13 protein-coding genes are annotated in these 20569 nt (G+C 72.4%); 5 read left to right on the top strand and 8 right to left on the bottom strand.

Features of this window, described 5'->3' with window-relative positions; translation table 11 throughout:
- Window positions 1-3: 3 nt before the first annotated feature.
- From ACFVU3_RS14950 to ACFVU3_RS14930, 5 genes are all read right to left on the bottom strand, one after another.
- A complete protein-coding gene (locus ACFVU3_RS14950) occupies window positions 4-1848 on the bottom strand; it encodes a branched-chain amino acid ABC transporter permease (RefSeq protein ID WP_390066312.1) in 1845 nt (614 codons plus the stop codon).
- A gap of 5 nt (window positions 1849-1853) precedes the next feature.
- Window positions 1854-2783, bottom strand: a complete 930-nt coding sequence (locus tag ACFVU3_RS14945) for a branched-chain amino acid ABC transporter permease (RefSeq protein ID WP_390066311.1) — start codon at window positions 2781-2783, stop codon at window positions 1854-1856.
- Window positions 2784-2910: 127 nt separating this feature from the next.
- Entirely contained in the window at window positions 2911-4149 is a 1239-nt protein-coding gene (locus ACFVU3_RS14940) for a branched-chain amino acid ABC transporter substrate-binding protein (RefSeq protein WP_390066310.1), read from the bottom strand.
- A 711-nt stretch (window positions 4150-4860) separates the two neighbouring features.
- Window positions 4861-5364, bottom strand: a complete 504-nt coding sequence (locus ACFVU3_RS14935) for a hotdog fold thioesterase (RefSeq protein ID WP_390066309.1) — start codon at window positions 5362-5364, stop codon at window positions 4861-4863.
- Window positions 5365-5428: 64 nt separating this feature from the next.
- Window positions 5429-7717, bottom strand: a complete 2289-nt coding sequence (locus ACFVU3_RS14930; RefSeq protein ID WP_390066308.1) for an FdhF/YdeP family oxidoreductase — start codon at window positions 7715-7717, stop codon at window positions 5429-5431.
- A gap of 176 nt (window positions 7718-7893) precedes the next feature.
- Here ACFVU3_RS14930 and polA point away from each other — a divergent pair, with 176 nt between their 5' ends.
- Window positions 7894-10551: a DNA polymerase I gene (polA, locus tag ACFVU3_RS14925; protein WP_390066509.1), complete on the top strand. Its 2658-nt coding sequence runs from the start codon at window positions 7894-7896 to the stop codon at window positions 10549-10551.
- Window positions 10552-10658: 107 nt separating this feature from the next.
- Here the strand turns inward: polA and ACFVU3_RS14920 are convergent, their stop codons facing one another.
- The gene (locus ACFVU3_RS14920) at window positions 10659-11597 is read right to left on the bottom strand and encodes a DUF4184 family protein (protein WP_390066307.1); all 939 of its coding nucleotides are present in this window, start codon (window positions 11595-11597) and stop codon (window positions 10659-10661) included.
- A 321-nt stretch (window positions 11598-11918) separates the two neighbouring features.
- Here ACFVU3_RS14920 and ACFVU3_RS14915 point away from each other — a divergent pair, with 321 nt between their 5' ends.
- From ACFVU3_RS14915 to ACFVU3_RS14905, 3 genes are all read left to right on the top strand, one after another.
- Window positions 11919-13799 (top strand): lytic transglycosylase, encoded by a 1881-nt coding sequence (locus tag ACFVU3_RS14915; RefSeq protein WP_390066306.1) that lies wholly within the window; start codon window positions 11919-11921, stop codon window positions 13797-13799.
- A gap of 165 nt (window positions 13800-13964) precedes the next feature.
- Window positions 13965-14105 carry an SPW_0924 family protein gene (locus ACFVU3_RS14910; protein WP_107049178.1) on the top strand — a complete coding sequence of 47 codons (141 nt, stop codon included), beginning with the start codon at window positions 13965-13967 and terminating at the stop codon, window positions 14103-14105.
- Between the two features lie 9 nt (window positions 14106-14114).
- Window positions 14115-15110: a DUF3068 domain-containing protein gene (locus tag ACFVU3_RS14905; protein ID WP_390066305.1), complete on the top strand. Its 996-nt coding sequence runs from the start codon at window positions 14115-14117 to the stop codon at window positions 15108-15110.
- Here ACFVU3_RS14905 and hrpB read toward each other — a convergent pair.
- Together hrpB and ACFVU3_RS14895 are read right to left on the bottom strand one after the other, a co-directional pair.
- A complete protein-coding gene (gene hrpB / locus ACFVU3_RS14900; protein WP_390066304.1) occupies window positions 15094-17664 on the bottom strand; it encodes an ATP-dependent helicase HrpB in 2571 nt (856 codons plus the stop codon). The genes ACFVU3_RS14905 and hrpB overlap by 17 nt on opposite strands.
- Window positions 17665-17741: 77 nt before the next feature.
- A complete protein-coding gene (locus ACFVU3_RS14895; RefSeq protein WP_390066303.1) occupies window positions 17742-18608 on the bottom strand; it encodes a class I SAM-dependent methyltransferase in 867 nt (288 codons plus the stop codon).
- A 354-nt stretch (window positions 18609-18962) separates the two neighbouring features.
- On the opposite strand from ACFVU3_RS14895, the gene rpsA reads away from it, so the two are divergent.
- Window positions 18963-20474 carry a 30S ribosomal protein S1 gene (gene rpsA / locus ACFVU3_RS14890; protein ID WP_200428028.1) on the top strand — a complete coding sequence of 504 codons (1512 nt, stop codon included), beginning with the start codon at window positions 18963-18965 and terminating at the stop codon, window positions 20472-20474.
- Window positions 20475-20569: the final 95 nt, after the last annotated feature.

The raw sequence follows: 20569 nt of genomic DNA, 5'->3' as shown, positions 1-20569 counted from the left end.
GGTTCAGGCACCTGCCTTGGCGGGCGTAGCGGCCGCGGGCTGCTCGTCGTGCTCGTGGAACTCCAGCTGACGGCGCTTGTCGGCGACGATGCCCTCCGGACGGAAGCGCATGATCAGCACGAGCGCGACGCCGAAGGCGAAGAGCTGGTACTCGCCCATGAACTGGAGCTTGTTCGGGATGAGGAACAGCAGGGCCGCGCCGACCAGCGGACCGCTCATCGTGCCCATGCCGCCGAGGACGACGGCCGCGAGCAGGAAGGCGGAGTTGGGCGGGATGGGACCGGCGAAGAGGTACTGCTCCGGGGTCACGGTGTAGGTGACGTGCGCCTGCACCGTACCGGCCAGACCGGCCAGGCCGGCGCCGAGCGCGAAGGCGATCAGCTTCACCCGGAAGCCGTTGATGCCCATCGCCAGCGCGGCGGTCTCGTCCTCGCGGATCGCGACCCAGGCGCGGCCGATGCGGGAGTCGCCGGAGCGCCGGAAGACCAGCACGACGACCGCCGTGATCAGCAGCATCAGGAAGAAGTAGTTGGCGAAGCGGCCGATGGTGAAGCCGGCGATGGTGTGCGCCTGGCCGAAGTCGAACCCGAAGAAGTTCAGGTTCGGGATGGACGCGATGCCGTTGGAGCCGTTGGTGATGTCCGGGCCCGAGGTGCCGTCGGTGTTCATCACCGTGATGCGGAAGATCTCACCGAAGCCGAGCGTCACGATGGCGAGGTAGTCGCCGCGCAGCCGCAGGGTCGGTGCGCCGATCAGGACGCCGAAGACCACGGAGGCCGCGGCGCCGACCAGGATCGCCGCCCAGAAGGGGAAGTGCACGCCGAACGGGGAGGTCGGGGCGCCCGAGACGAGGGCCGCCGCGTAGGCGCCGACGCCGAGGAAGGCGACGTAGCCGAGGTCGAGCAGGCCGGCGAGGCCGACGACGATGTTCAGGCCCAGGGCGACCGTGGCGAAGATCAGGATGTAGACGCCGAGCGTCGCGTACTGGTCGTCGGTCTGGGTGAAGGGGAACAGCGCCGCGGCGATGAACGCGCCCGCGATCGACAGGTTCTGGTGCTTCGAGGTGAGCTGCGTGGCCTGCTTGAGGAGACCGGAGGCGCCGACCGCGGCGAAGCCGAGACCGGCCGTGATCAGGAAGCCGAGGAACAGCTCGTCGTACTCGGTGCCGATGCCGTAGGTGAAGACGCCGAGCGCCACCGCGAGGATGCCCGCGATGATCAGGATCTCGACGGCCGAGGGCAGCGGGCGGAGCTTCTTCACCGGGCGGGGGGCGGAGAAGGCGGCCCGGGCGACGGCGAACTTGTTGCGCCGGCGCTGGGTGAGCTGGTCCCAGAAGGTGTCCTCCGGGTCGACCGGCTGCACGTCCGGGCGCGTGAAGGGCAGGCACAGCGCGGCCAGCAGCGTGATCAGCGTGGTGACGGCGACGACCACGCCGCCGGGCTCCAGGTTGACCAGGCCGCCGAGTTCGAGGCTGATCGCGTCGACCGTGAACTGGGCGGTGGCGAAGGTGGCGAGCGCCGCGAAGCGGATCGCGCCGTCGGCGCCGGCCGGGGTCAGCCAGCGGGTGCCCTTGATCCCGTAGGAGGAGAGGGCGAAGAGGGCGGTGAGGACACCGAGCACCAGCACCTGGAGCTGGAGGCCGGCCGGGTAGCCGTACACGGTGAGGTCGCCCGGGAAGCTGGCGTCCCAGGTCCAGGCGAGGAAACAGCTGGCGACGGTGAGGACGGAGCCGCCGAGGACGACGGCGCGGGCGATCCCCTCCGGAAGGAGGCTGATCAGACCGCGGTCGGCGGTCTTCACGGTCTCCGCGGCGGCGGGTGCCTGGGGGTTCTCGGAGATGGTGGTCATGGTGCTCACGCCCTGTCCGCGACGCGCTCGCCGAGCAGACCCTGGGGCCTGGCGAGGAGGACGACGATGAGGAGTACGAAGGCCCAGACGTTGGCCCAGGACTGGCCGCCGAGCTGCTCCATACCGGGGATCTGGTCGACGTAGGCGGTCGCCATCGTCTCGGCGACGCCGAGGACGAGGCCGCCGATCATGGCGCCGTAGATGTTGCCGATGCCGCCGAGGACGGCGGCGGTGAACGCCTTGAGTCCGAGGAGGAAGCCCATCTTGTAGTCGACGACGCCGTACTTGAGGCCGTAGGCGACGGCGCCGACGGCGGCGAAGATGGCGCCGAGGGCGAACGCGATCACGATGATGCGGTCGGTGTTGACGCCCATCAGCTTCGCGGTGTCCGGGTCCTGCGCCGTGGCCTGCATGCCGCGCCCGGTGCGGGTGCGCATGACGAAGAAGGCGAGGAAGGCCATGCAGATCGGGGCCGCGATCACCAGGAAGACGTCACCGGTCTGGATGGTGACCGAGCCGAGCTCGATCGGGCCGCCGGGGATCTGCGGGAAGGTCCGGGCGGACTTCGCCTCCGGGTACCAGACCCAGACGGCGTACTGCAGGGCGAGCGAGAGGCCGATGGCCGTGATGAGCGGGGCGAGACGCGGGCCGCCGCGGAGCGGGCGGTAGGCGAATCGTTCCGCTCCGACGGCTATGGTCGTCGCGACGATCACGGCACCGATGATCATGAGGGGCAGCGCGACCCACATGCTGGTGCCGCCGGGCAGGATGAGCCAGACCGTCAGGGCCCCGAAGCCGCCGGTCATGAAGATCTCGCCGTGGGCGAAGTTGATGAGCTGGACGATGCCGTAGACCATCGTGTAGCCGACGGCGACCAGCCCGTACATGGATCCCAGTAGCAGGCCGTTGACCAGCTGCTGCGGCAGTTCGTTCACCGCATTGTCCTCCGAGACTTTCGACGGATATGACACCGCGCGGGGTGCCGGTTGTGTGCGGCCCCCCGCGCGATGAAAGGTGGTGCTGAGTGGGGTGCAGCCGGGGACCGGCTGCCGGAGTGCTCGGTTACTCGCCGAAGGTGCCGGACTTGACCGGCGCGAAGGCGCCGCCCTTGACCTGGTAGACGGTGAGCTGCTTGTTGGTGGTGTCACCGAACTCGTCGAAGGCGACCGAGCCGGTCACGCCCTCGAAGGAGACGCCCTGCAGGGCCTCGACGACCTTGGAGCGGGCGTCGTCGGGGAGCTTGCCGCCGTTGCCGTCGACGACCTTCTTGACGGCCTCGATGATCGACCAGGTCGAGTCGTAGGAGTAGCCGCCGTACGCCTCGAACGCCTCCTTGTAGTTCTCGGCCTTGTAGTTGGCCAGGAACTCCTTGGCGGAGTTGAGGGACTCGATCGGGGCACCGACGGAGGTGGCGAAGTCGCCCTCGGCCGCGGTGGCACCGGCCAGCTTGACGTACTCGGGGCTGAAGAGCGCGTCACCGCCGACGACGGTGACCTTGGCGCCGGCCTCCTTGATCTGCTTGGCCAGCGGGCCGGCGGCCGGGTACTCGCCACCGTAGTAGACGACGTCGGCGCCGGAGTTCTTGACCTGGGTGGCGACCGCGGAGAAGTCCTTGGTCTCGGGGTCGATGTGCTGGGTGCCGACGACCTTGCCGCCGAGCTTCTCCCACTCGCCCTTGAAGGTGCCCGCGAGGCCGGCGCCGTAGGTCTTCTTGTCGTCGATGATGAACGCCTTGGTCTTCTTGGCGTCCTTGAAGACGTACTGGGCCGCGAAGGGGCCCTGGATGGCGTCGGTGGTGGCGGTGCGGAAGTACGACTTGTAGCCGCGCTTCTTGTCGCCGGAGGCCCAGTTCGGGCCCTGGGAGAGCGCCGGGTTGGTGTTGGCCGGGGAGACCTGCACCAGCTTGGCGTCGTCGAAGACCTTCTGCATCGACTCGGCGACGCCGGAGTTCAGCGGGCCGACCACGCCGAGGACGCTCTTGTCGGCGACCAGCTTGGTGGCGTTCTGCTGGCCGGCCGAGGGCTGGGCCTGGTCGTCCAGGGTGACCAGCTTGAAGGTGACGCCCTTGACGTACTCCTTCTTGTTGGCCGTCTTGACCGCGAGGTCGGCCGAGTTCTTGATGCCGAGGCCGAGGGCCGAGAGCTCGCCGGTGAGGGGGGCGTCCAGACCGATGGTGACGGTGACGCCGCCGCCCTCGCCCGAGCTGTCGCCGCCCTTGTCGTCGCGCGAACCGCAGGCAGTGAGGGTGAGTGCTCCCGCGGTGACCGCGGTGGTGAGTATGAGCAACGAACGGTTTCGCACGAAGGGTCCTTTCCCTGGCGCGGCCCCCTCTGCCGAGGCGGTGCCGTGGAGCTGCGGAGCAAGAGGTGCCGTTTGGTGATTGCCGGGCCGTACTCAGAGCTGGTACGAGGCCGTGCAGTAGGTCGCGCCCAGTGGCGCGGTGACTGGCGGTGACTCTAAGCGCAGGTGGGGAGGGTCGGGGAGCGGCGAGGGAAGGATGTGACTGTCTTGTTATGCCGACGGGTCGAGCGGGGCTGAGAGGTCCGGGTAAATCAGGGCATAGCGGTCTGTAACACGGTGTTCACATCGTGAGAACGCCCAGTTCCGCTAAGGGGCTTGAGGGAATCTTGGTACTGACGGGGAACTTCGGCGACTCTCCGGATATCGGACGGGGCGCCCGAACTGAGCGGACGGATGTCAAGCTTCGGACCCTCGCCGACACTCCCCGCACTCGATCACGGAGCGTGACGAAATCGGCCTGCCGGGGGAACGCGCGGACCCCCTCACGGTCGGCCGGAACCCACCACTTTCGAACGTACCTCCGAGGCCCGGGAGTTGGGAGAGGCTGGCGTGAAAACGACATACGGGGCCGGGAGTCGGAGCGCGGACGGTGACCGGACGCGGATCCGGCGGTCCCGGCGGCGGCGCGGAATCCGCCCCCGGGTACGCCGAAGGGGGCGGTACGCCTCCGCGTACCGCCCCCTTCGGTGAAACCGGCCGACCGGCCCCGGCTCAGGCGCCGTTGAGCTTCCCCTGCTCCGGCAGGGCGCCCGCGTCGCCCGGGCCGATCTCCCGCAGCATGCACGTCAGGCGGGCCGAGCAGACCCGGCGGCCCTGCTCGTCGCTGATGACGATCTCGTACGTCGCCGTCGACCGGCCGCGGTGCACCGGGGTCGCCACGCCGGTCACCAGACCGCTCCGCGCCCCCCGGTGATGGGTGCAGTTCAGGTCCACGCCCACCGCGATCTTCGACGAGCCGCCGTGCAGCATCGAACCCACCGAACCGAGGGTCTCCGCGAGCACCGCCGAGGCGCCGCCGTGCAGCAGCCCGTACGGCTGGGTGTTCCCCTCCACGGGCATCGTGCCGACGACCTTCTCCGCCGACGCCTCCAGGATCTGGACGCCCATCCGGTTCCCCAGGTGTCCCGCCGAGAAGAGCGCCGGCAGATCCACACCGAGCGCGGCGTACTCGTCGATGACCTCCTGCGGGAACTTCACGTGCTGCTGCTCACCCATGACCCGGCTCCGTTCGTCGTCGTACGGCTGATCCTTCCCGCCCTCCCGCTGGCTGAGCAAGCGCTTAGGCGGACGGTTGCGGAGATTCTTCCAGACGGACGACGACGGACTTGCTCGCGGGGGTGTTGCTGATGTCGGCCGTCGACTCCAGCGGCACCAGCACGTTCGTCTCCGGGTAGTACGCCGCCGCGCACCCCCGGGCCGTCGGATAGTGCACCACCCGGAAACCGGGCGCCCGCCGCTCGACCCCGTCCGGCCACTCGCTCACCAGATCCGCGTAGTCCCCGTCCGCGAACCCCAGCGCCGCCGCGTCCGACGGATGCACCAGCACCACCCGGCGGCCGCCCCGGATCCCCCGGTAGCGGTCGTCCAGACCGTAGATCGTGGTGTTGTACTGATCGTGCGAGCGGAGCGTCTGGAGCAGCAGCCGCCCCTCCGGCACCGCCGGGTACTCCACCGGCGCCGCCGTGAAATTGGCCTTGCCGGTCTTCGTCGGGAAGCGCCGCTCGTCCCGCGGCGCGTGCGGCAGCGCGAAGCCGCCCGGGTCCGCCGCCAGTCGCGCGTTGAAGTCCTCGAAACCGGGCACCACCCGCGCGATCCGGTCCCGGACCGCCGCGTAGTCCGCCTCGAACGCCTCCCACGGCGTCGCCGACCCGGCGCCCAGCACCGCCCGCGCCAGCCGCGCCACGATCGCCGGCTCGGAGAGCAGGTGCGGGCTCGCCGGCGGCAGATTGCCCCGCGAGGCGTGCACCAGGCCCATCGAGTCCTCGACCGTCACGAACTGGCGCCCGCTCTTCTGCACGTCCTTGTCCGTGCGCCCCAGCGTCGGCAGGATCAGCGCCCGCCGGCCGGTCACCGCGTGCGAGCGGTTCAGCTTCGTCGACACGTGCACGGTCAGCCGCGCCTTCCGCATCGCCGCCTCGGTGACCTCGGTGTCCGGGGTCGCGCCGACGAAGTTCCCGCCCATCGCGAAGAAGACCTTCGCCTCGCCGTCCCGCAGCGCCTGGATGGACCGCACCACGTCGAAGCCGTGGTGGCGCGGGGAGACGATCCCGAACTCCTTGTCCAGCGCGTCCAGGAAGGCCGGTGCCGGGCGCTCGAAGATGCCCATCGTCCGGTCGCCCTGCACGTTCGAATGCCCGCGCACCGGGCACACGCCCGCACCCGGCCGCCCGATGTTCCCCCGGAGCAGCAGCAGATTGACCACCTCGCGGATGGTCGGCACGGAGTGCTTGTGCTGGGTCAGGCCCATCGCCCAGCAGACGATCGTCCGCTCCGAGGCCAGCACCATCTCCAGGGCCCGCTCGATCTCCCCGCGGGACAGCCCCGTCGCCGCGAGGGTCTCCTCCCAGTCCGCCTCCCCGGCCGCCGCCGCGAACGCCTCGAAGCCGTGGGTGTGCTCCCGCACGAACTCCTCGTCGACCGCCCCGGGCGTCTCCAGGACCAGCTTGTTCAGCAGCCGGAAGAGGGCCTGGTCGCCGCCGATCCGGATCTGCAGGAAGAGATCGGTGAGCGCCGCGCCCCTCAGCATGCCCTGCGGGGTCTGCGGATTCTTGAACCGCTCCAGGCCCGCCTCCGGCAGCGGGTTCACCGAGATGATCCTCGCCCCGGCCGCCTTCGCCTTCTCCAGCGCCGACAGCATCCGCGGATGGTTCGTCCCCGGGTTCTGCCCCGCCACGACGATCAGGTCCGCCCGGTGCAGGTCCTCCAGGGTGACGCTGCCCTTGCCGATGCCGATCGTCTCGGTCAGCGCCGAGCCCGACGACTCGTGGCACATGTTCGAGCAGTCCGGCAGATTGTTGGTGCCGAACTCGCGCGCGAAGAGCTGGAGCAGGAACGCGGCCTCGTTGCTCGTCCGGCCCGAGGTGTAGAAGAGCGCCTCGTCGGGGGAGGAGAGCGCGGTCAGCTCCTCCGCGATCACCGCGAAGGCCCGCTCCCAGGTCACCGGCTCGTAGCGGTCCCCGCCCTCCGGCAGGTACATCGGCCGGGTGATCCGGCCCTGCTGCCCCAGCCAGTAACCGCTCCGCTCCGCCAGCTCCGCCAGCGGGTGCGCGGCGAAGAACTCCGGCGTCACCCGGCGCAGCGTCGCCTCCTCGGCGACCGCCTTCGCCCCGTTCTCGCAGAACTCCGCCAGGTGACGCTTGTCGCCCTCCGGCCAGGCGCAGCCCGGACAGTCGAAGCCGTCCTTCTGATTGACCTTGAGCAGCGTCCGGGCCGTCCGTACGGCCCCCATCTGCTCCTGTGCGATCCGCAGGGTGTGCCCGATGGCGGGCAGACCCGCGGCGGCGTGCTGCGGCGACGTGACCTGCGGCGCGTCCTGGACCGGGTCGCCCGCCGGCGGCTTGCTGACCATCGCGCTCTCCCTTGAGCGATCGACCTGTGGCGTACGTCTCCGATCCTGTCACGCGCCGCCGACAGCCCGGCACCCCGACCGGTGAGGACGGGATTGTCGGCGGTCCGTGGCAGGATCGTCCCGTGGCCGAGACAGCATCGAAGAACCCCGCAGACACCCGCCCCCGCCTGCTCCTCATGGACGGGCACTCGCTCGCGTACCGGGCGTTCTTCGCGCTGCCCGCGGAGAACTTCACGACCGCGACCGGGCAGCCGACCAACGCGATCTACGGCTTCGCGTCGATGCTGGCGAACACCCTGCGCGACGAGGCGCCCACGCACTTCGCCGTCGCCTTCGACGTGTCCCGCAAGACCTGGCGCTCGCAGGAGTTCCCCGAGTACAAGGCGAACCGCTCCAAGACCCCCGACGAGTTCAAGGGCCAGGTCGAGCTGATCGGCGAACTCCTCGACGCCATGAACGCGCCGCGGTTCGCCGTCGACGGCTTCGAGGCCGACGACATCATCGCCACCCTCGCCACCCAGGCCGAGGCCGCGGGCTTCGAGGTCCTCATCGTCACCGGCGACCGGGACTCCTTCCAGCTGGTCTCCGACCACACCACCGTGCTCTACCCCACCAAGGGCGTCTCCGAGCTGACCCGCTTCACCCCGGAGAAGGTCCAGGAGAAGTACGGCCTCACCCCCTCCCAGTACCCCGACTTCGCCGCCCTGCGCGGCGACCCGTCGGACAACCTCCCGGGCATCCCCGGCGTCGGCGAGAAGACCGCCGCCAAGTGGATCAACCAGTTCGGCTCCTTCGCCGAGCTGGTGGAGCGCGCCGACGAGGTCAAGGGCAAGGCCGGGCAGAACTTCCGGGACCACCTGGAGTCCGTCAAGCTCAACCGCGTCCTCACCGAGATGGTCCGGGACGTCGAGCTGCCGCTGACCGTCGCCGGACTGGCCCGCGAGCCGTACGACCGCAAGGCCGTCGCCCTCGTCCTCGACACCCTGGAGATCCGCAACCCCTCGCTGCGCGAGCGGCTCCTCGCCGTCGACCCCGGCTCCGCCGAGGAGGCCGAGCCGGCCCCCGCACCCGGCGTCGAGCTCGACTTCACCGTCCTCGGCGCCGGCGAGCTCGCCCCCTGGCTGGCCGCCCACGGCGAGCAGCCCCTCGGCGTCGCCACCGTCGACAGCTGGGCGCTGGGCACCGGCAGCGTCTCCGAGGTCGCCCTGGCCGGCGCCGGGGGCGAGGCCGCCTGGTTCGACCCGAGTGAGCTCGACGAGGCCGACGAGCGGGCCTGGGCCGCGTGGATCTCCGACCCCGACCGCCCCAAGGTCCTGCACAACGCCAAGGGCGCCCTGCGGGTCTTCCCCGAGCACGGCTGGAGCGTCGCCGGCGTCACCATGGACACCGCGCTCGCCGCCTACCTGGTCAAGCCCGGCCGCCGCTCCTTCGCCCTCGACGCGCTCTCCCTGGAGTACCTCGGCCGCGAGCTCGCCCCCGCCGCCGCCTCCGAGGGCCAGCTCGCCTTCGGCGCCGAGGACCATGCCGAGGCCGAGGCCCTGATGACCCAGGCCCGCGCCGTCCTCGACCTGGGCACCGCCTTCGGGTCCAAGCTCGACGAGGTCGGCGCCCGGGAGCTGCTGCACGACGTGGAGCTGCCCACCTCCGTCCTTCTCGCCCGCCTGGAGCGGCACGGCATCGCCGCCGACCGCGACCACCTGGAGGCGATGGAGCAGCAGTTCGCCGGGGCCGTGCAGCAGGCCGTCAAGGAGGCCCACGCCTCCGTCGGCCACGAGTTCAACCTCGGCTCGCCCAAGCAGCTCCAGGAGGTCTTCTTCGGAGAGCTCAACCTCCCGAAGACCAAGAAGACCAAGACCGGCTACACCACCGACGCCGACGCGCTCGCCTGGCTGGCCGGCCAGACCGAGCACGAGCTGCCGGTGATCATGCTCCGCCACCGCGAGCAGGCCCGGCTCCGCTCCACCGTCGAGGGCCTGATCAAGACCGTCGCCGCCGACGGCCGGATCCACACCACCTTCAGCCAGACCGTCGCCGCCACCGGCCGCCTCTCCTCCACCGACCCCAACCTGCAGAACGTGCCGGTGCGGACGGACGAGGGCCGCGCCATCCGGCACGGCTTCGTCGTCGGCGAGGGCTTCGAGTCCCTCATGACCGCCGACTACAGCCAGATCGAACTGCGCGTGATGGCCCACCTCTCCGAGGACGAGGGCCTCATCGAGGCGTTCGCCTCCGGCGAGGACCTGCACACCACGGTCGCCTCCCAGGTCTTCGGCGTCGAGCGGTCCGCCGTCGACGCCGAGATGCGCCGCAAGATCAAGGCCATGTCGTACGGCCTCGCCTACGGCCTGTCCGCCTTCGGCCTCTCGCAGCAGCTGAACATCGACCCGGGCGAGGCCCGCGGCCTGATGGACACCTACTTCGAGCGCTTCGGCGGCGTGCGGGACTACCTGCGCCGGGTCGTCGACGAGGCCCGCGCCACCGGCTACACCGAGACGATGCTCGGCCGCCGCCGCTACCTGCCGGACCTCAACAGCGACAACCGCCAGCGCCGCGAGGCCGCCGAGCGGATGGCGCTCAACGCCCCGATCCAGGGCACCGCCGCCGACATCGTCAAGGTCGCCATGCTCAAGGTCGACCAGGCCCTCACCGAGGCCGGCCTCGCCTCCCGGATGCTCCTCCAGGTGCACGACGAAATCGTCCTGGAGATCGCCCCCGGCGAGCGCGAGCAGGTCGAGGCGCTGGTCCGCGAGCGGATGTCGGCCGCCGCCGACCTCCGCGCCCCGCTCGACGTCTCCGTCGGCGTCGGCCCGGACTGGGACTCCGCCGCGCACTGATCACCTCCCGCTCCACCGGTGGCCGCACCCCCGCGCGGGGGTGCGGCCACCGCCGTACCCGCCCGGGGTACGGCGACGACCCGGCGTCCGCACCCCGGAGGCAGGGATCAGCGGGCGCCCGGACGGGAGCGCGCCGTACGGCCGGCCGGGTCCGCACCCCCTCCGTCCCCCTCTTCCCCCGCGCCTTCCCCTTCCCCTGCCTCCCGCGTTCGCGGACCGGGGGCAGGAGCCGGGGTCGCTCCCCGCGGGCGCAGCCGGAACGCCGTCCCGTACAGCAGCAGCCCCGCGAAGAGCCCCGCGCCCGCCCCGAAACAGGCGGTCGGGACGATGTCCAGCGGGTTCTCGATCCGGTCCCAGCCCCAGTACGCCGCCCAGCGCAGCACCCGGTGCGCGATCCCGGCCAGCACACAGCCGCCGATCAGCAGCAGCGCCGTTCGCCGCCCCCGCCGGCCCGGCGCCGGGACCGCGGAGGGCGGCTCCGTCCCGGCCGGCACCGACCGCAGCGCCCGGGCCGTGAACCAGCCGAGCAGACCCAGCGCCAGCGCCGAACCCCCGTACTGCGCGTACTGGTAGACCGGGAACCCGGCCACGATCTCCGCCAGGAACGGGAGCGTCCGCGTCCCCCAGCGGTCGATGTGGGTGAAGGTGTCCCAGACGACGTGCGTGGTCGCGCCCAGCGCCGCCGACACGGCGAACCAGAACACCAGCCCCGCCGGCCGCCGTTCCCGCCACGGCCTGCCGCGCACCACCGCGTACACCCGCCCGCGCCACCGCCCCGGCAGCAGCCCCACCAGCGGCTCACGGACCGTCAGCCAGAGCCCCACCAGGGCGGCCGCGATGACCACGTCGACGGTGACGAGCCCGACGGGGGAGTGGGTCACGTCCCCGAACGTCATCGCCTCGGGGACCGCCGTCGCCGCGAAGTAGGTGAGGTCCGGGGAGAAGCTGCCGGCGACCAGGGCGGAGGCGACGAGCGGTCCGCGCGCCGTCCCGTCCCGCCGCAGCCCCGGCAGGACGGCGGCGGCGTGACTCAGGGTGAAGGGCACGGAAGGAACCTCCAGGTCGTACGGATGATCGGCCCGCCTGGCAAGAGGCGCCGCACCCCCGCGACGGTTCCCGGGACCGCTCCGCGACGCTTCCCGCGACGGCCTCATGACGTTTCACGGGTGGACTCGCCCCGGTCCCGTGGACCGCCCCCCGACTCCGGAATACGGACCTCCGTGTCCGGCCGCCGGGCGACCAAGGGGTGACGAAAGCGTGAAACCCGGTCAGGCCCTGGTGCTCTGTGATACGGACATCGCATAGGGTCGCCTGAGGCCACGCGCGGGGAGCGTGCGGCCGCAGTCGATTGGGGAGGGGAGCACCGTATGGCAGCGCAATTCGGCCGCCGCCTGCGCAGGGGCGCCACGAGCGGAGCGATCGTGGCCGCCGCGGTCGCGGCGCTGGCCGCCTCGCAGGGCCCGGGAGCGATCCCGCCGCCCGCCGACGGCCTCAACGGCGACCACGCCGTCGGCGCCGGCGACTCCACGTCTCCGGCCGGCGGTGTGAACGGCGGCTCGGCGACCGGCGACTCGCCGTACTACACCGACCTGCCGCCGCTGAAGCCGCCGAACCTGGCCGGTGCGCCCACCTCGCCCCAGATCCCGGTCGTCACCGGCCCGGCCGAGGCCGGCATACCCTCGACCGTCCTCGCCGCCTACCGGCGCGCAGAGGCGTCGGTCCGCGCCACCGACCCCTCCTGCAACCTGCCGTGGCAACTCCTCGCCGGCATAGGCAAGGTCGAGTCCGGCCAGGCCCGGGGCGGCCGCGTCGACGGCAACGGCACCACCTTCTCCCCGATCCTCGGCCCGGTCCTCGACGGTGTCGGCTTCGCCAACATCTCGGACACCGACGACGGAGCCTTCGACGGCGACACCACCCACGACCGCGCCGTCGGCCCGATGCAGTTCATCCCGTCCACCTGGGCCGTCTGGGGCCAGGACGCCAACGGCGACGGGAAGAAGGACCCCAACAACATCTACGACGCCGCGCAGGCCGCGGGCATGTACCTGTGCGCCGGCGGCCGGGACCTGGCCGTCAAGGCCGACCTCGACCGGGCGATCCTCAGCTACAACCGTTCCACGGAGTATCTGACCACCGTCCTCTCCTGGTTCGAGTACTACGGGCGCGGCGCCCACACCGTCCCGGACGGCACGGGCGTGCTCCCGGTCGACCGCAGCGACCGGACCCGCCCCGGCGGGACCCACCGCCCGACGTCGCCCGCCTCGCCGGACGCGCCGTCCCCGCGCCCCACCCCGTCGCCGGACAAGCCGTCGCCGCGGCCCACCGAGCCGTCCAAGCCGCCGACCACGCCGTCGAAGCCGGCCGAGCCGTCCAAGCCTCCGACCACGGACCCGACCCGGCCGCCCGTCACCAAGCCCGTCGAGGTCCCGCCGACCGTCAAGGTCGCGCGCCTCAAGGCCGGTACGGCGGTGCTGACCGCGGTCACCGAGAGCACCTTCGCCGAAGCCGCGTCCGTCACCGCCGTGGACGCCTCGGGCAACCCGGTCGCCGGCGTCAGCGTCCGCTTCGCGCTCCCCGCCACCACCGACGCCCGCTTCCCGGCCGGTGCCTCCACGGTCACCGTCGTCTCGGACGCGAAGGGCGTCGCCAAGGCCCCCGCCCTCCGCGCCGGTGTGAAGGCCGAACCCTTCACCATCCGCGCCACCGTCCCCGGCCGCTCGCTGCCGGCCGCCGAAGTGAAGGCGACCGTCGAGGTCCGCAAGGCCGACGCCCTCGCCCGCGTCGGCGACGCCGCCCTGACCGCCGAGACCGGCGCCGGGTACGCCGACGTCACGGTCGAGGCCCGCCTCGGCGGCGCGCTCGCCCCCGGTGTGAGCGTCACCGCGGTGGTCACCGACTCGACGGACTCCTCGGCGCAGAGCGCCGACGGCCCGTCCTTCGGCAAGGACGCCGCGGGCAACCCGATCCGCACCAAGGTCCTGAAGACCGACTCCCAGGGCCGCCTGTCGATCAAGGACCTGGTGGCGGGCGAGAAGGCCGGCGGCTACGTCCTCTGGCTCACCGCTCCCGGCGGCGCCACGGTGAAGCTCACGCTCACCGTGACCGCCCCGGCCACCACGCCGCCCGCCTCCCCGGACCCGACCCCGGAGCCGACCACGGACCCGGCGCCGACGGCCGACCCGTCGCCCACCGCGTCCGGCTCCGCGTCGGCCTCGCCCTCCACGAGCCCGTCTCCCGCCGGCTGATCCGCTCCTCCCTTCCTCCGCGCCGCCCCCGCCGCGTCCCTCCCGGGACGCCGGGGGCGGCGCGCGTTTCGGTTCGGCCCGCCACGAGCTGTTCTCATCTCACGGTCGCGTTGCTACGGTGCCCCAGCCCTGACGACCCATCAGATCACTTGCCGGGAGGCCGACATGCGCGCCCTGGTCGCCGCAGCCATCGGACTCGTACCCGTCCTGCTCTTCGTCCTGCTCGTCTCCGTGGTCGACCTGCCGCCCGACGGCCCCACCTCGCCCAGACCCCTGCTCACCGCCGACCCCGGCCCGAAGAAGTAGGGAGCCCCCGTGCGCCGCCGAGCCAGCCTCGTCCTCCTCTCCCTCGCGGTCTTCCTCGCCGCCATGGCCCCCACCCTGCGCTGGTACGCCTTCCCCCGGCTGGCCAAGATCCCGCCGAACCAGTACCAGGAGGTGGTCCTGGAGGCCCGCCCCGCGACCCTCCTCGACTACGGCACCCTCAAGACCCGCGAGGTCGAGAAGATCACGATCGTCCAGACCCTCAAGGGCAACGTGGAGGAGTCGAAGCGGATCGAGCGCGGCACCGACCGCGACGTCGTCGTCTGGGACGGCCTTTCCTACGTCATGGGGCCCGACGGCAAGATGGTCTCCAAGATCCCCGAGCGGTACGTGTTCGACGCACACACCCAGGACCCGGTGAACGTGCCCGGCGAGATGGTCGACGGCGACCCGGTCGAGCGCGAGGGCATCGAGTACAAGTGGCCCTTCCTCACCGAGAAGCGCGACTACCTCTACTTCGACGCCCAGACCCGCACCTCGTCCCCCATCCACTACGTGGGGACCCGCACCTTCCGGGGCCTGGAGGTCTACTACTACGAGCAGACCATCCCCTGGACCCAGGTGCCCATGCCCAAGGCCATGCCGGTCGAGGGCATCACCCCCGACGTCATCGCGAGCATGGGCCTCTCCCGCTGGTACACCACCAAGCGGATGTTCTGGGTCGAGCCCGTCACCGGCGCCCCCGTCAACGGCGAGGAGATCCACAAGGAGGAGCTCCGCGGCGCCAAGGCCCTGACCGGCTCCGACACCGTCACCGTCTTCGCCGGCCACGTGAAGATGCGCGAGGACTACGTCACCGACACCGTCGAGCTCGTCTCCTCCAACCGCACCACCGTCCTCCTCCTCGTCTCCTGGCTCCCCTGGAGCTTCACCGTCCTCGCCCTCCTCCTGCTCGCCCTCGCGCTCTGGCTGGAGTCCCGCTCCCGCCGCCCCGCCCCCGCGGCCGCCCCGAAGGCGCTCCCCGAGGCCGTCATTCCTCCCGTCTGAGCCGCGCGCTCGTGTGCCGGGTCGGCGCCGCGGCCGACGGGTCCTCCGGCCACGGGTGCTTCGGGTACCGCCCCCGCAGCTCCGCCCGCACCGCCCGGTAGCCGTCCCGCCAGAACGAGGCCAGATCGGCGGTGACGGCCGCCGGCCGCCCGGCGGGGGAGAGCAGGTGCACCAGCACCGGCACCCCCGCCACCCTCGGCGTCTCCGCCAGCCCGAACATCTCCTGGAGCTTCACCGCCAGCACCGGCCGCCCCTCCCCGTACGCCACCCGGATCCGCGAACCGCTCGGCACCTCGATCCGCTCCGGCGCCAGCTCGTCGAGCCGCCCCGCCTCGCCCGAGGCCCACGGCAGCAGCCGGCGCAACGCCTCGCCGGCGTCGATCCGCCCCAGATCCGCCCGCCGCGCCGCCCGCGACAGCTCCGGCTCCAGCCACTCCTCCGCCCGCTCCACCAGCGCCTCCTCCGCCACGTCCGGCCACGCCCCGCCGACCGCCTCGCGCAGGAACGCCAGCCGCTCGCGCAGCTCCACCGCCTCCCGCCCCCACCGCAGCAGCCCCGTCCCCTCCCGCCGCAGGCCGTCGAGCAACGCCTCCCGCACCAGCACCGGATCCGCCCCCGCCCCCAGCGGGCGGACCGCCAGCTCGACCGCCCCCAACCGCTCCACGGACCGCGCGACCACGTCGCCGTCCTCCCAGCGCACCTCCTCGCCCGCGCGGAACAGATGCCCGGCCGCCCGCCGCGCCACGGCCTCGTCCACCACCGCCGCCAGCCGCACCCGCGCCGTCGCGTCCCGCGCCGTCCGGTCCGCCACCGCCACCGCCAGCCACCGCGCCGACCGCAGCCCCGACCCCTCCCCGAGCCGCGCCCCGCTCCCGGACACCATCAGATGCCCGCCCTGCTCCCGCGCCCGCGCCACCCGCTCCGGGAACGCCAGCGCCGTCACCACCCCCGCCACCCGGTCGTCCCCACCACCGGCCCCCGCGCCCGGATCCGCCCCCGCGCCGGCCTCCGCCCCGGCCGCGCCCGCCGCCCGCTCCAGCCGCCGCACCTCCGCCCGCCAGCGCGCCCCGTACGCGTCCCCGCCCCGGCGGGCCTCGCGCCAGGCGGCCGCCAGGTCGTCCCCGTACTCCCGCGGCGGCTCCTCGCTCAGCAGCGCCACCACCTCGGCCGCCCGCCGCGCCCCCACCTCGGCCGCCCCGTCCAGCAGCGCCCGGCCGAGCCGCGGATGCAGGCCGAGCCGGGCCATCCGCACCCCCCGGCCGGTCGCCTTCCCGGCCTCGTCCACCGCCCCGATCGCCACCAGCACCGAGCGGGCCGCCGCCAGCGCCCCCGCCGGCGGCGGGTCGAGCAGCGCCAGTCCCTCCGCCGCGGGGTCGCCCCAGCAGGCGGCCCGCAGCGCGAAACCGGCCAGATCCGCGATCCGGATCTCCGGCGCGGGGAACCGGGCCCGCCCGCTCTCCTCCGCCTCCGCCCAGCACCGGTACACCGTGCCCGGCGCCTCACGCCCCGAGCGGCCCGCCCGCTGCGTCGCCGCCGCGGCCGACACCGGCACCGTCGCCAGCGACCCCAGCCCGCGGGCATGGTCCATCCGCGGCTCCCGCGCCAGCCCCGCGTCCACCACGACCCGCACCCCGGGCACGGTGAGGCTCGACTCCGCCACCGACGTCGACAGCACCACCCGCCGCCGCCCGCCCGGCCCCGCGCCCCGCAGCACCGCGTCCTGCACCGCCGACGGAGCCCGCCCGTGCAGCTGGAGCACCTCGGCGTCCACCCCGTCGAGCAGTCCCGCCGTCCGCGCGATCTCCCCGGTGCCGGGGAGGAAACAGAGGACATCGCCCTCGTGCCGCGCCAGCGCCTCGCGGACCGTCGCCGCCACGTGCCGCAGCAGCGCCGGATCCACCCAGGTGCCGTGCGCCGGCCGGATCCCCGAGGGCGGCGGGGTGTGGCGCACCGCGAACCCGTGCCCCTCGCCCGCGCTGCGCACCACCGGCGCGGGACCGCCGCCCTCCTGGGAGGTCAGCAGCCGCGCCCACGCCTCCGCGTCGCTGGTCGCCGAGGCCGCGACGACCCCCAGCTCCGGCCGCAGCGCGGCCCGTACGTCCACCAGGAACGCCAGGGCCGTATCGGCGTCCAGATGCCGCTCGTGGCACTCGTCGAGCAGCACCACGTCCACCCCCGCGAGCTCCGGGTCCCGCTGGAGCCGCTGGAGGAGGATGCCCGTCGTCACCACCTCGACCCGGGTCGCCGGACCGGCCCGCCGCTCCCCGCGCACCGCGAAGCCGACCGCGCCGGTCGCCCCTCCGACCTCCTGGCCCAGCAGCCACGCCATCCGGGCGGCCGCCGCCCGCACCGCCATCCGTCGCGGTTCGGCCACCAGCACCCGCCGCTCCGGCCCGTCCCCTATCAGCCCCGCGAGCGCCAGCGGCACCAGCGTCGTCTTGCCGGTGCCGGGCGGGGCGTGCAGCACCGCCGTGCCGCGCTCGCCGAGCGCGGCCAGCAGCCCGGGAACGGCATGGCGGACGGGAAGCAGATCGAGTGCGTCGTGTCGGATCACGCACTCAGTCTCGTACGCGAAAGGAAAAGGACGGGCCGCGTTGTCCACAGGCCCGCCCATAAGTACGACTGTCGGAGTCAGAACCCTCCGCCGCCGGCGTCGGGCCGGTCGTCCCGCTCGCACACGAAGATCGCCGTGCCCGGGATCAGGTTCCCCCGCAGCGGCGACCAGCCTCCCCACTCCTGGCTGTTCCAGGCCGGCCACTCCGGCTCGACCAGGTCCACCAGCCGGAAGCCGCCGGCCACCACGTCCCGCACCCGGTCGCCGATCGTCCGGTGGTGCTCCACGTACACCGCCCGGCCCGCCTCGTCCTGCTCGACGTAGGGCGTGCGGTCGAAATAGGAGGCGGCGACCGACAGGCCCTCCGGCCCCGGCTCGTCCGGGAACGCCCAGCGGATCGGGTGCGTCACCGAGAACACCCACCGCCCGCCCGGCCGCAGCACCCGCCGCACCTCGCGGAAGACCCGCACCGGGTCGGCGACGAACGGCACCGCCCCGTACGCCGAGCACGCCAGGTCGAAGGAGCCGTCGCGGAACGGCAGCGCCCCCGCGTCCGCCTCCACCAGCGGCACCTCCCCGCCGATCCGCAGGGCGTGCTGGAGCTGCCGGTGCGAGAGGTCGAGCGCCACCGGGCGGGCGCCCCGCGCCGCCAGCCAGCGCGAGCACTGCGCCGCGCCCGCGCCGATCTCCAGGACGTCGAGCCCCTTCAGCTCCTCCGCCGGCCCGAGCAGCCCGGCCTCGGCCTCGTCCAGGCCCTCCGGCCCCCACACGAACCGGTCGTCGCCGAGGAAGGCGCCGTGGTCGTTCTGGTACTCGTCGGCGTTCCGGTCCCACCAGCCCCGGCTCGCCCGGCTGCTCTCCGCGTCCCCCGCGTCACGCCGGGTCGCCTCCGCCTCCTCCTCGTCCGAGGAGAGGGGATCTTCGTGTTCGTACTCTTGGTTCATCTCGCCCGCCGATGTAGTTTGCGCTCAGTGCCGCCTGCCGGCGGACCCCGCCGATGAGGCGCGGGTGGACGCGAACGGACACGAATCATGCCGGGTTTGCGTGGTTCTGTCCCGGGTGGGCGCTTCGCGCATTGACCCTGTCCGGCCGCCCCCGTATGCTAAAGGTTGCGCTGCGGGCCTGCGCGCCTCAGACGGAGCAGGCCGCGCTCGCACCTGTTGCAGTCCCCTCGGTTTTCGAGGCGCCTCCGATCTTCGGAAGGCGCTTCATCAGCTGTCTGGCTTCTTCAGTGCGATACGGGCTCTCGGCGTAGCAGTACCTACGACTTTCTGTCCGTAACCGGAGCCCTTTCCCACATGACGAGCAGCACCGAGACCACCGCCACCAGCACCACCCCGCAGGTTGCGGTCAACGACATCGGTAACGAGGAAGCCTTCCTCGCCGCGATCGACGAGACGATCAAGTACTTCAACGACGGCGACATCGTCGACGGCGTCATCGTGAAGGTCGACCGGGACGAGGTCCTGCTCGACATCGGTTACAAGACCGAAGGTGTCATCCCGAGCCGCGAGCTCTCGATCAAGCACGACGTCGACCCCAACGAGGTCGTCAAGGTCGGCGACGAGATCGAGGCCCTCGTTCTCCAGAAGGAGGACAAGGAAGGCCGCCTGATCCTCTCGAAGAAGCGCGCCCAGTACGAGCGCGCCTGGGGCACGATCGAGAAGATCAAGGAAGAGGACGGCATCGTCACCGGTACCGTCATCGAGGTCGTCAAGGGTGGTCTCATCCTCGACATCGGCCTCCGCGGCTTCCTCCCGGCCTCCCTGGTCGAGATGCGTCGCGTCCGCGACCTCCAGCCCTACGTGGGCAAGGAGCTCGAGGCGAAGATCATCGAGCTGGACAAGAACCGCAACAACGTGGTCCTGTCCCGCCGTGCCTGGCTGGAGCAGACCCAGTCCGAGGTCCGCCAGACCTTCCTCACGACCCTCCAGAAGGGTCAGGTCCGCTCCGGCGTCGTCTCCTCGATCGTCAACTTCGGTGCCTTCGTGGACCTGGGTGGCGTCGACGGTCTCGTCCACGTCTCCGAGCTGTCCTGGAAGCACATCGACCACCCGTCCGAGGTTGTCGAGGTCGGCCAGGAGGTCACCGTCGAGGTTCTCGACGTGGACATGGACCGCGAGCGTGTCTCCCTGTCGCTGAAGGCGACGCAGGAGGACCCGTGGCAGCAGTTCGCCCGCACGCACCAGATCGGCCAGGTCGTCCCCGGCAAGGTCACCAAGCTGGTTCCGTTCGGTGCGTTCGTCCGCGTGGACGAGGGCATCGAGGGTCTGGTCCACATCTCCGAGCTGGCCGAGCGCCACGTGGAGATCCCGGAGCAGGTCGTCCAGGTCAACGACGAGATCTTCGTCAAGGTCATCGACATCGACCTCGAGCGTCGCCGGATCTCGCTGTCCCTGAAGCAGGCCAACGAGTCCTTCGGTGCCGACCCGGCGTCGGTCGAGTTCGACCCGACCCTGTACGGCATGGCCGCGTCCTACGACGACCAGGGCAACTACATCTACCCCGAGGGCTTCGACCCCGAGACCAACGACTGGCTCGAGGGCTACGAGACCCAGCGCGAGGCGTGGGAGGCCCAGTACGCCGAGGCGCAGGCTCGCTTCGAGCAGCACCAGGCGCAGGTCATCAAGTCCCGCGAGGCCGACGAGGCCGCCGCTGCCGAGGGCGCTGCCGCCCCGGCCGCCGGCAACGCCGGTGCGGGCATCTCGGGTGGCTCCTACTCCTCGGAGTCGGACGACAGCGCCGGCGCCCTGGCGTCGGACGAGGCCCTCGCCGCCCTCCGCGAGAAGCTCGCCGGCGGCCAGAGCTGAACAGGCTCACCGCTGAGCGGCGCTAGTCGCTAGCAGTACACCGGGGCCCGCTCCCTCCCGGGGGAGCGGGCCCCGGTCGCGTGTCCGGCGCCGAA

Source organism: Streptomyces sp. NPDC058052, assembly GCF_042885515.1.
Classification (GTDB): Bacteria; Actinomycetota; Actinomycetes; order Streptomycetales; family Streptomycetaceae; genus Streptomyces.
Note: the sequence above shows the minus strand (reverse complement) of the source record. Positions and strands in the feature narration are given on the sequence as shown.

What these genes read in the sequence shown, in the direction of transcription:
- ACFVU3_RS14935 (WP_390066309.1), bottom strand. Translation starts at nt 5,364, where the DNA reads ATGGGTGAGCAGCAGCACGTGAAGTTCCCGCAGGAGGTCATCGACGAG.
- ACFVU3_RS14895 (WP_390066303.1), bottom strand. Translation starts at nt 18,608, where the DNA reads ATGAACCAAGAGTACGAACACGAAGATCCCCTCTCCTCGGACGAGGAG.
- ACFVU3_RS14950 (WP_390066312.1), bottom strand. Translation starts at nt 1,848, where the DNA reads ATGACCACCATCTCCGAGAACCCCCAGGCACCCGCCGCCGCGGAGACC.
- ACFVU3_RS14910 (WP_107049178.1), top strand. Translation starts at nt 13,965, where the DNA reads ATGCGCGCCCTGGTCGCCGCAGCCATCGGACTCGTACCCGTCCTGCTC.
- ACFVU3_RS14915 (WP_390066306.1), top strand. Translation starts at nt 11,919, where the DNA reads ATGGCAGCGCAATTCGGCCGCCGCCTGCGCAGGGGCGCCACGAGCGGA.
- ACFVU3_RS14930 (WP_390066308.1), bottom strand. Translation starts at nt 7,717, where the DNA reads ATGGTCAGCAAGCCGCCGGCGGGCGACCCGGTCCAGGACGCGCCGCAG.
- polA (WP_390066509.1), top strand. Translation starts at nt 7,894, where the DNA reads ATGGACGGGCACTCGCTCGCGTACCGGGCGTTCTTCGCGCTGCCCGCG.
- rpsA (WP_200428028.1), top strand. Translation starts at nt 18,963, where the DNA reads ATGACGAGCAGCACCGAGACCACCGCCACCAGCACCACCCCGCAGGTT.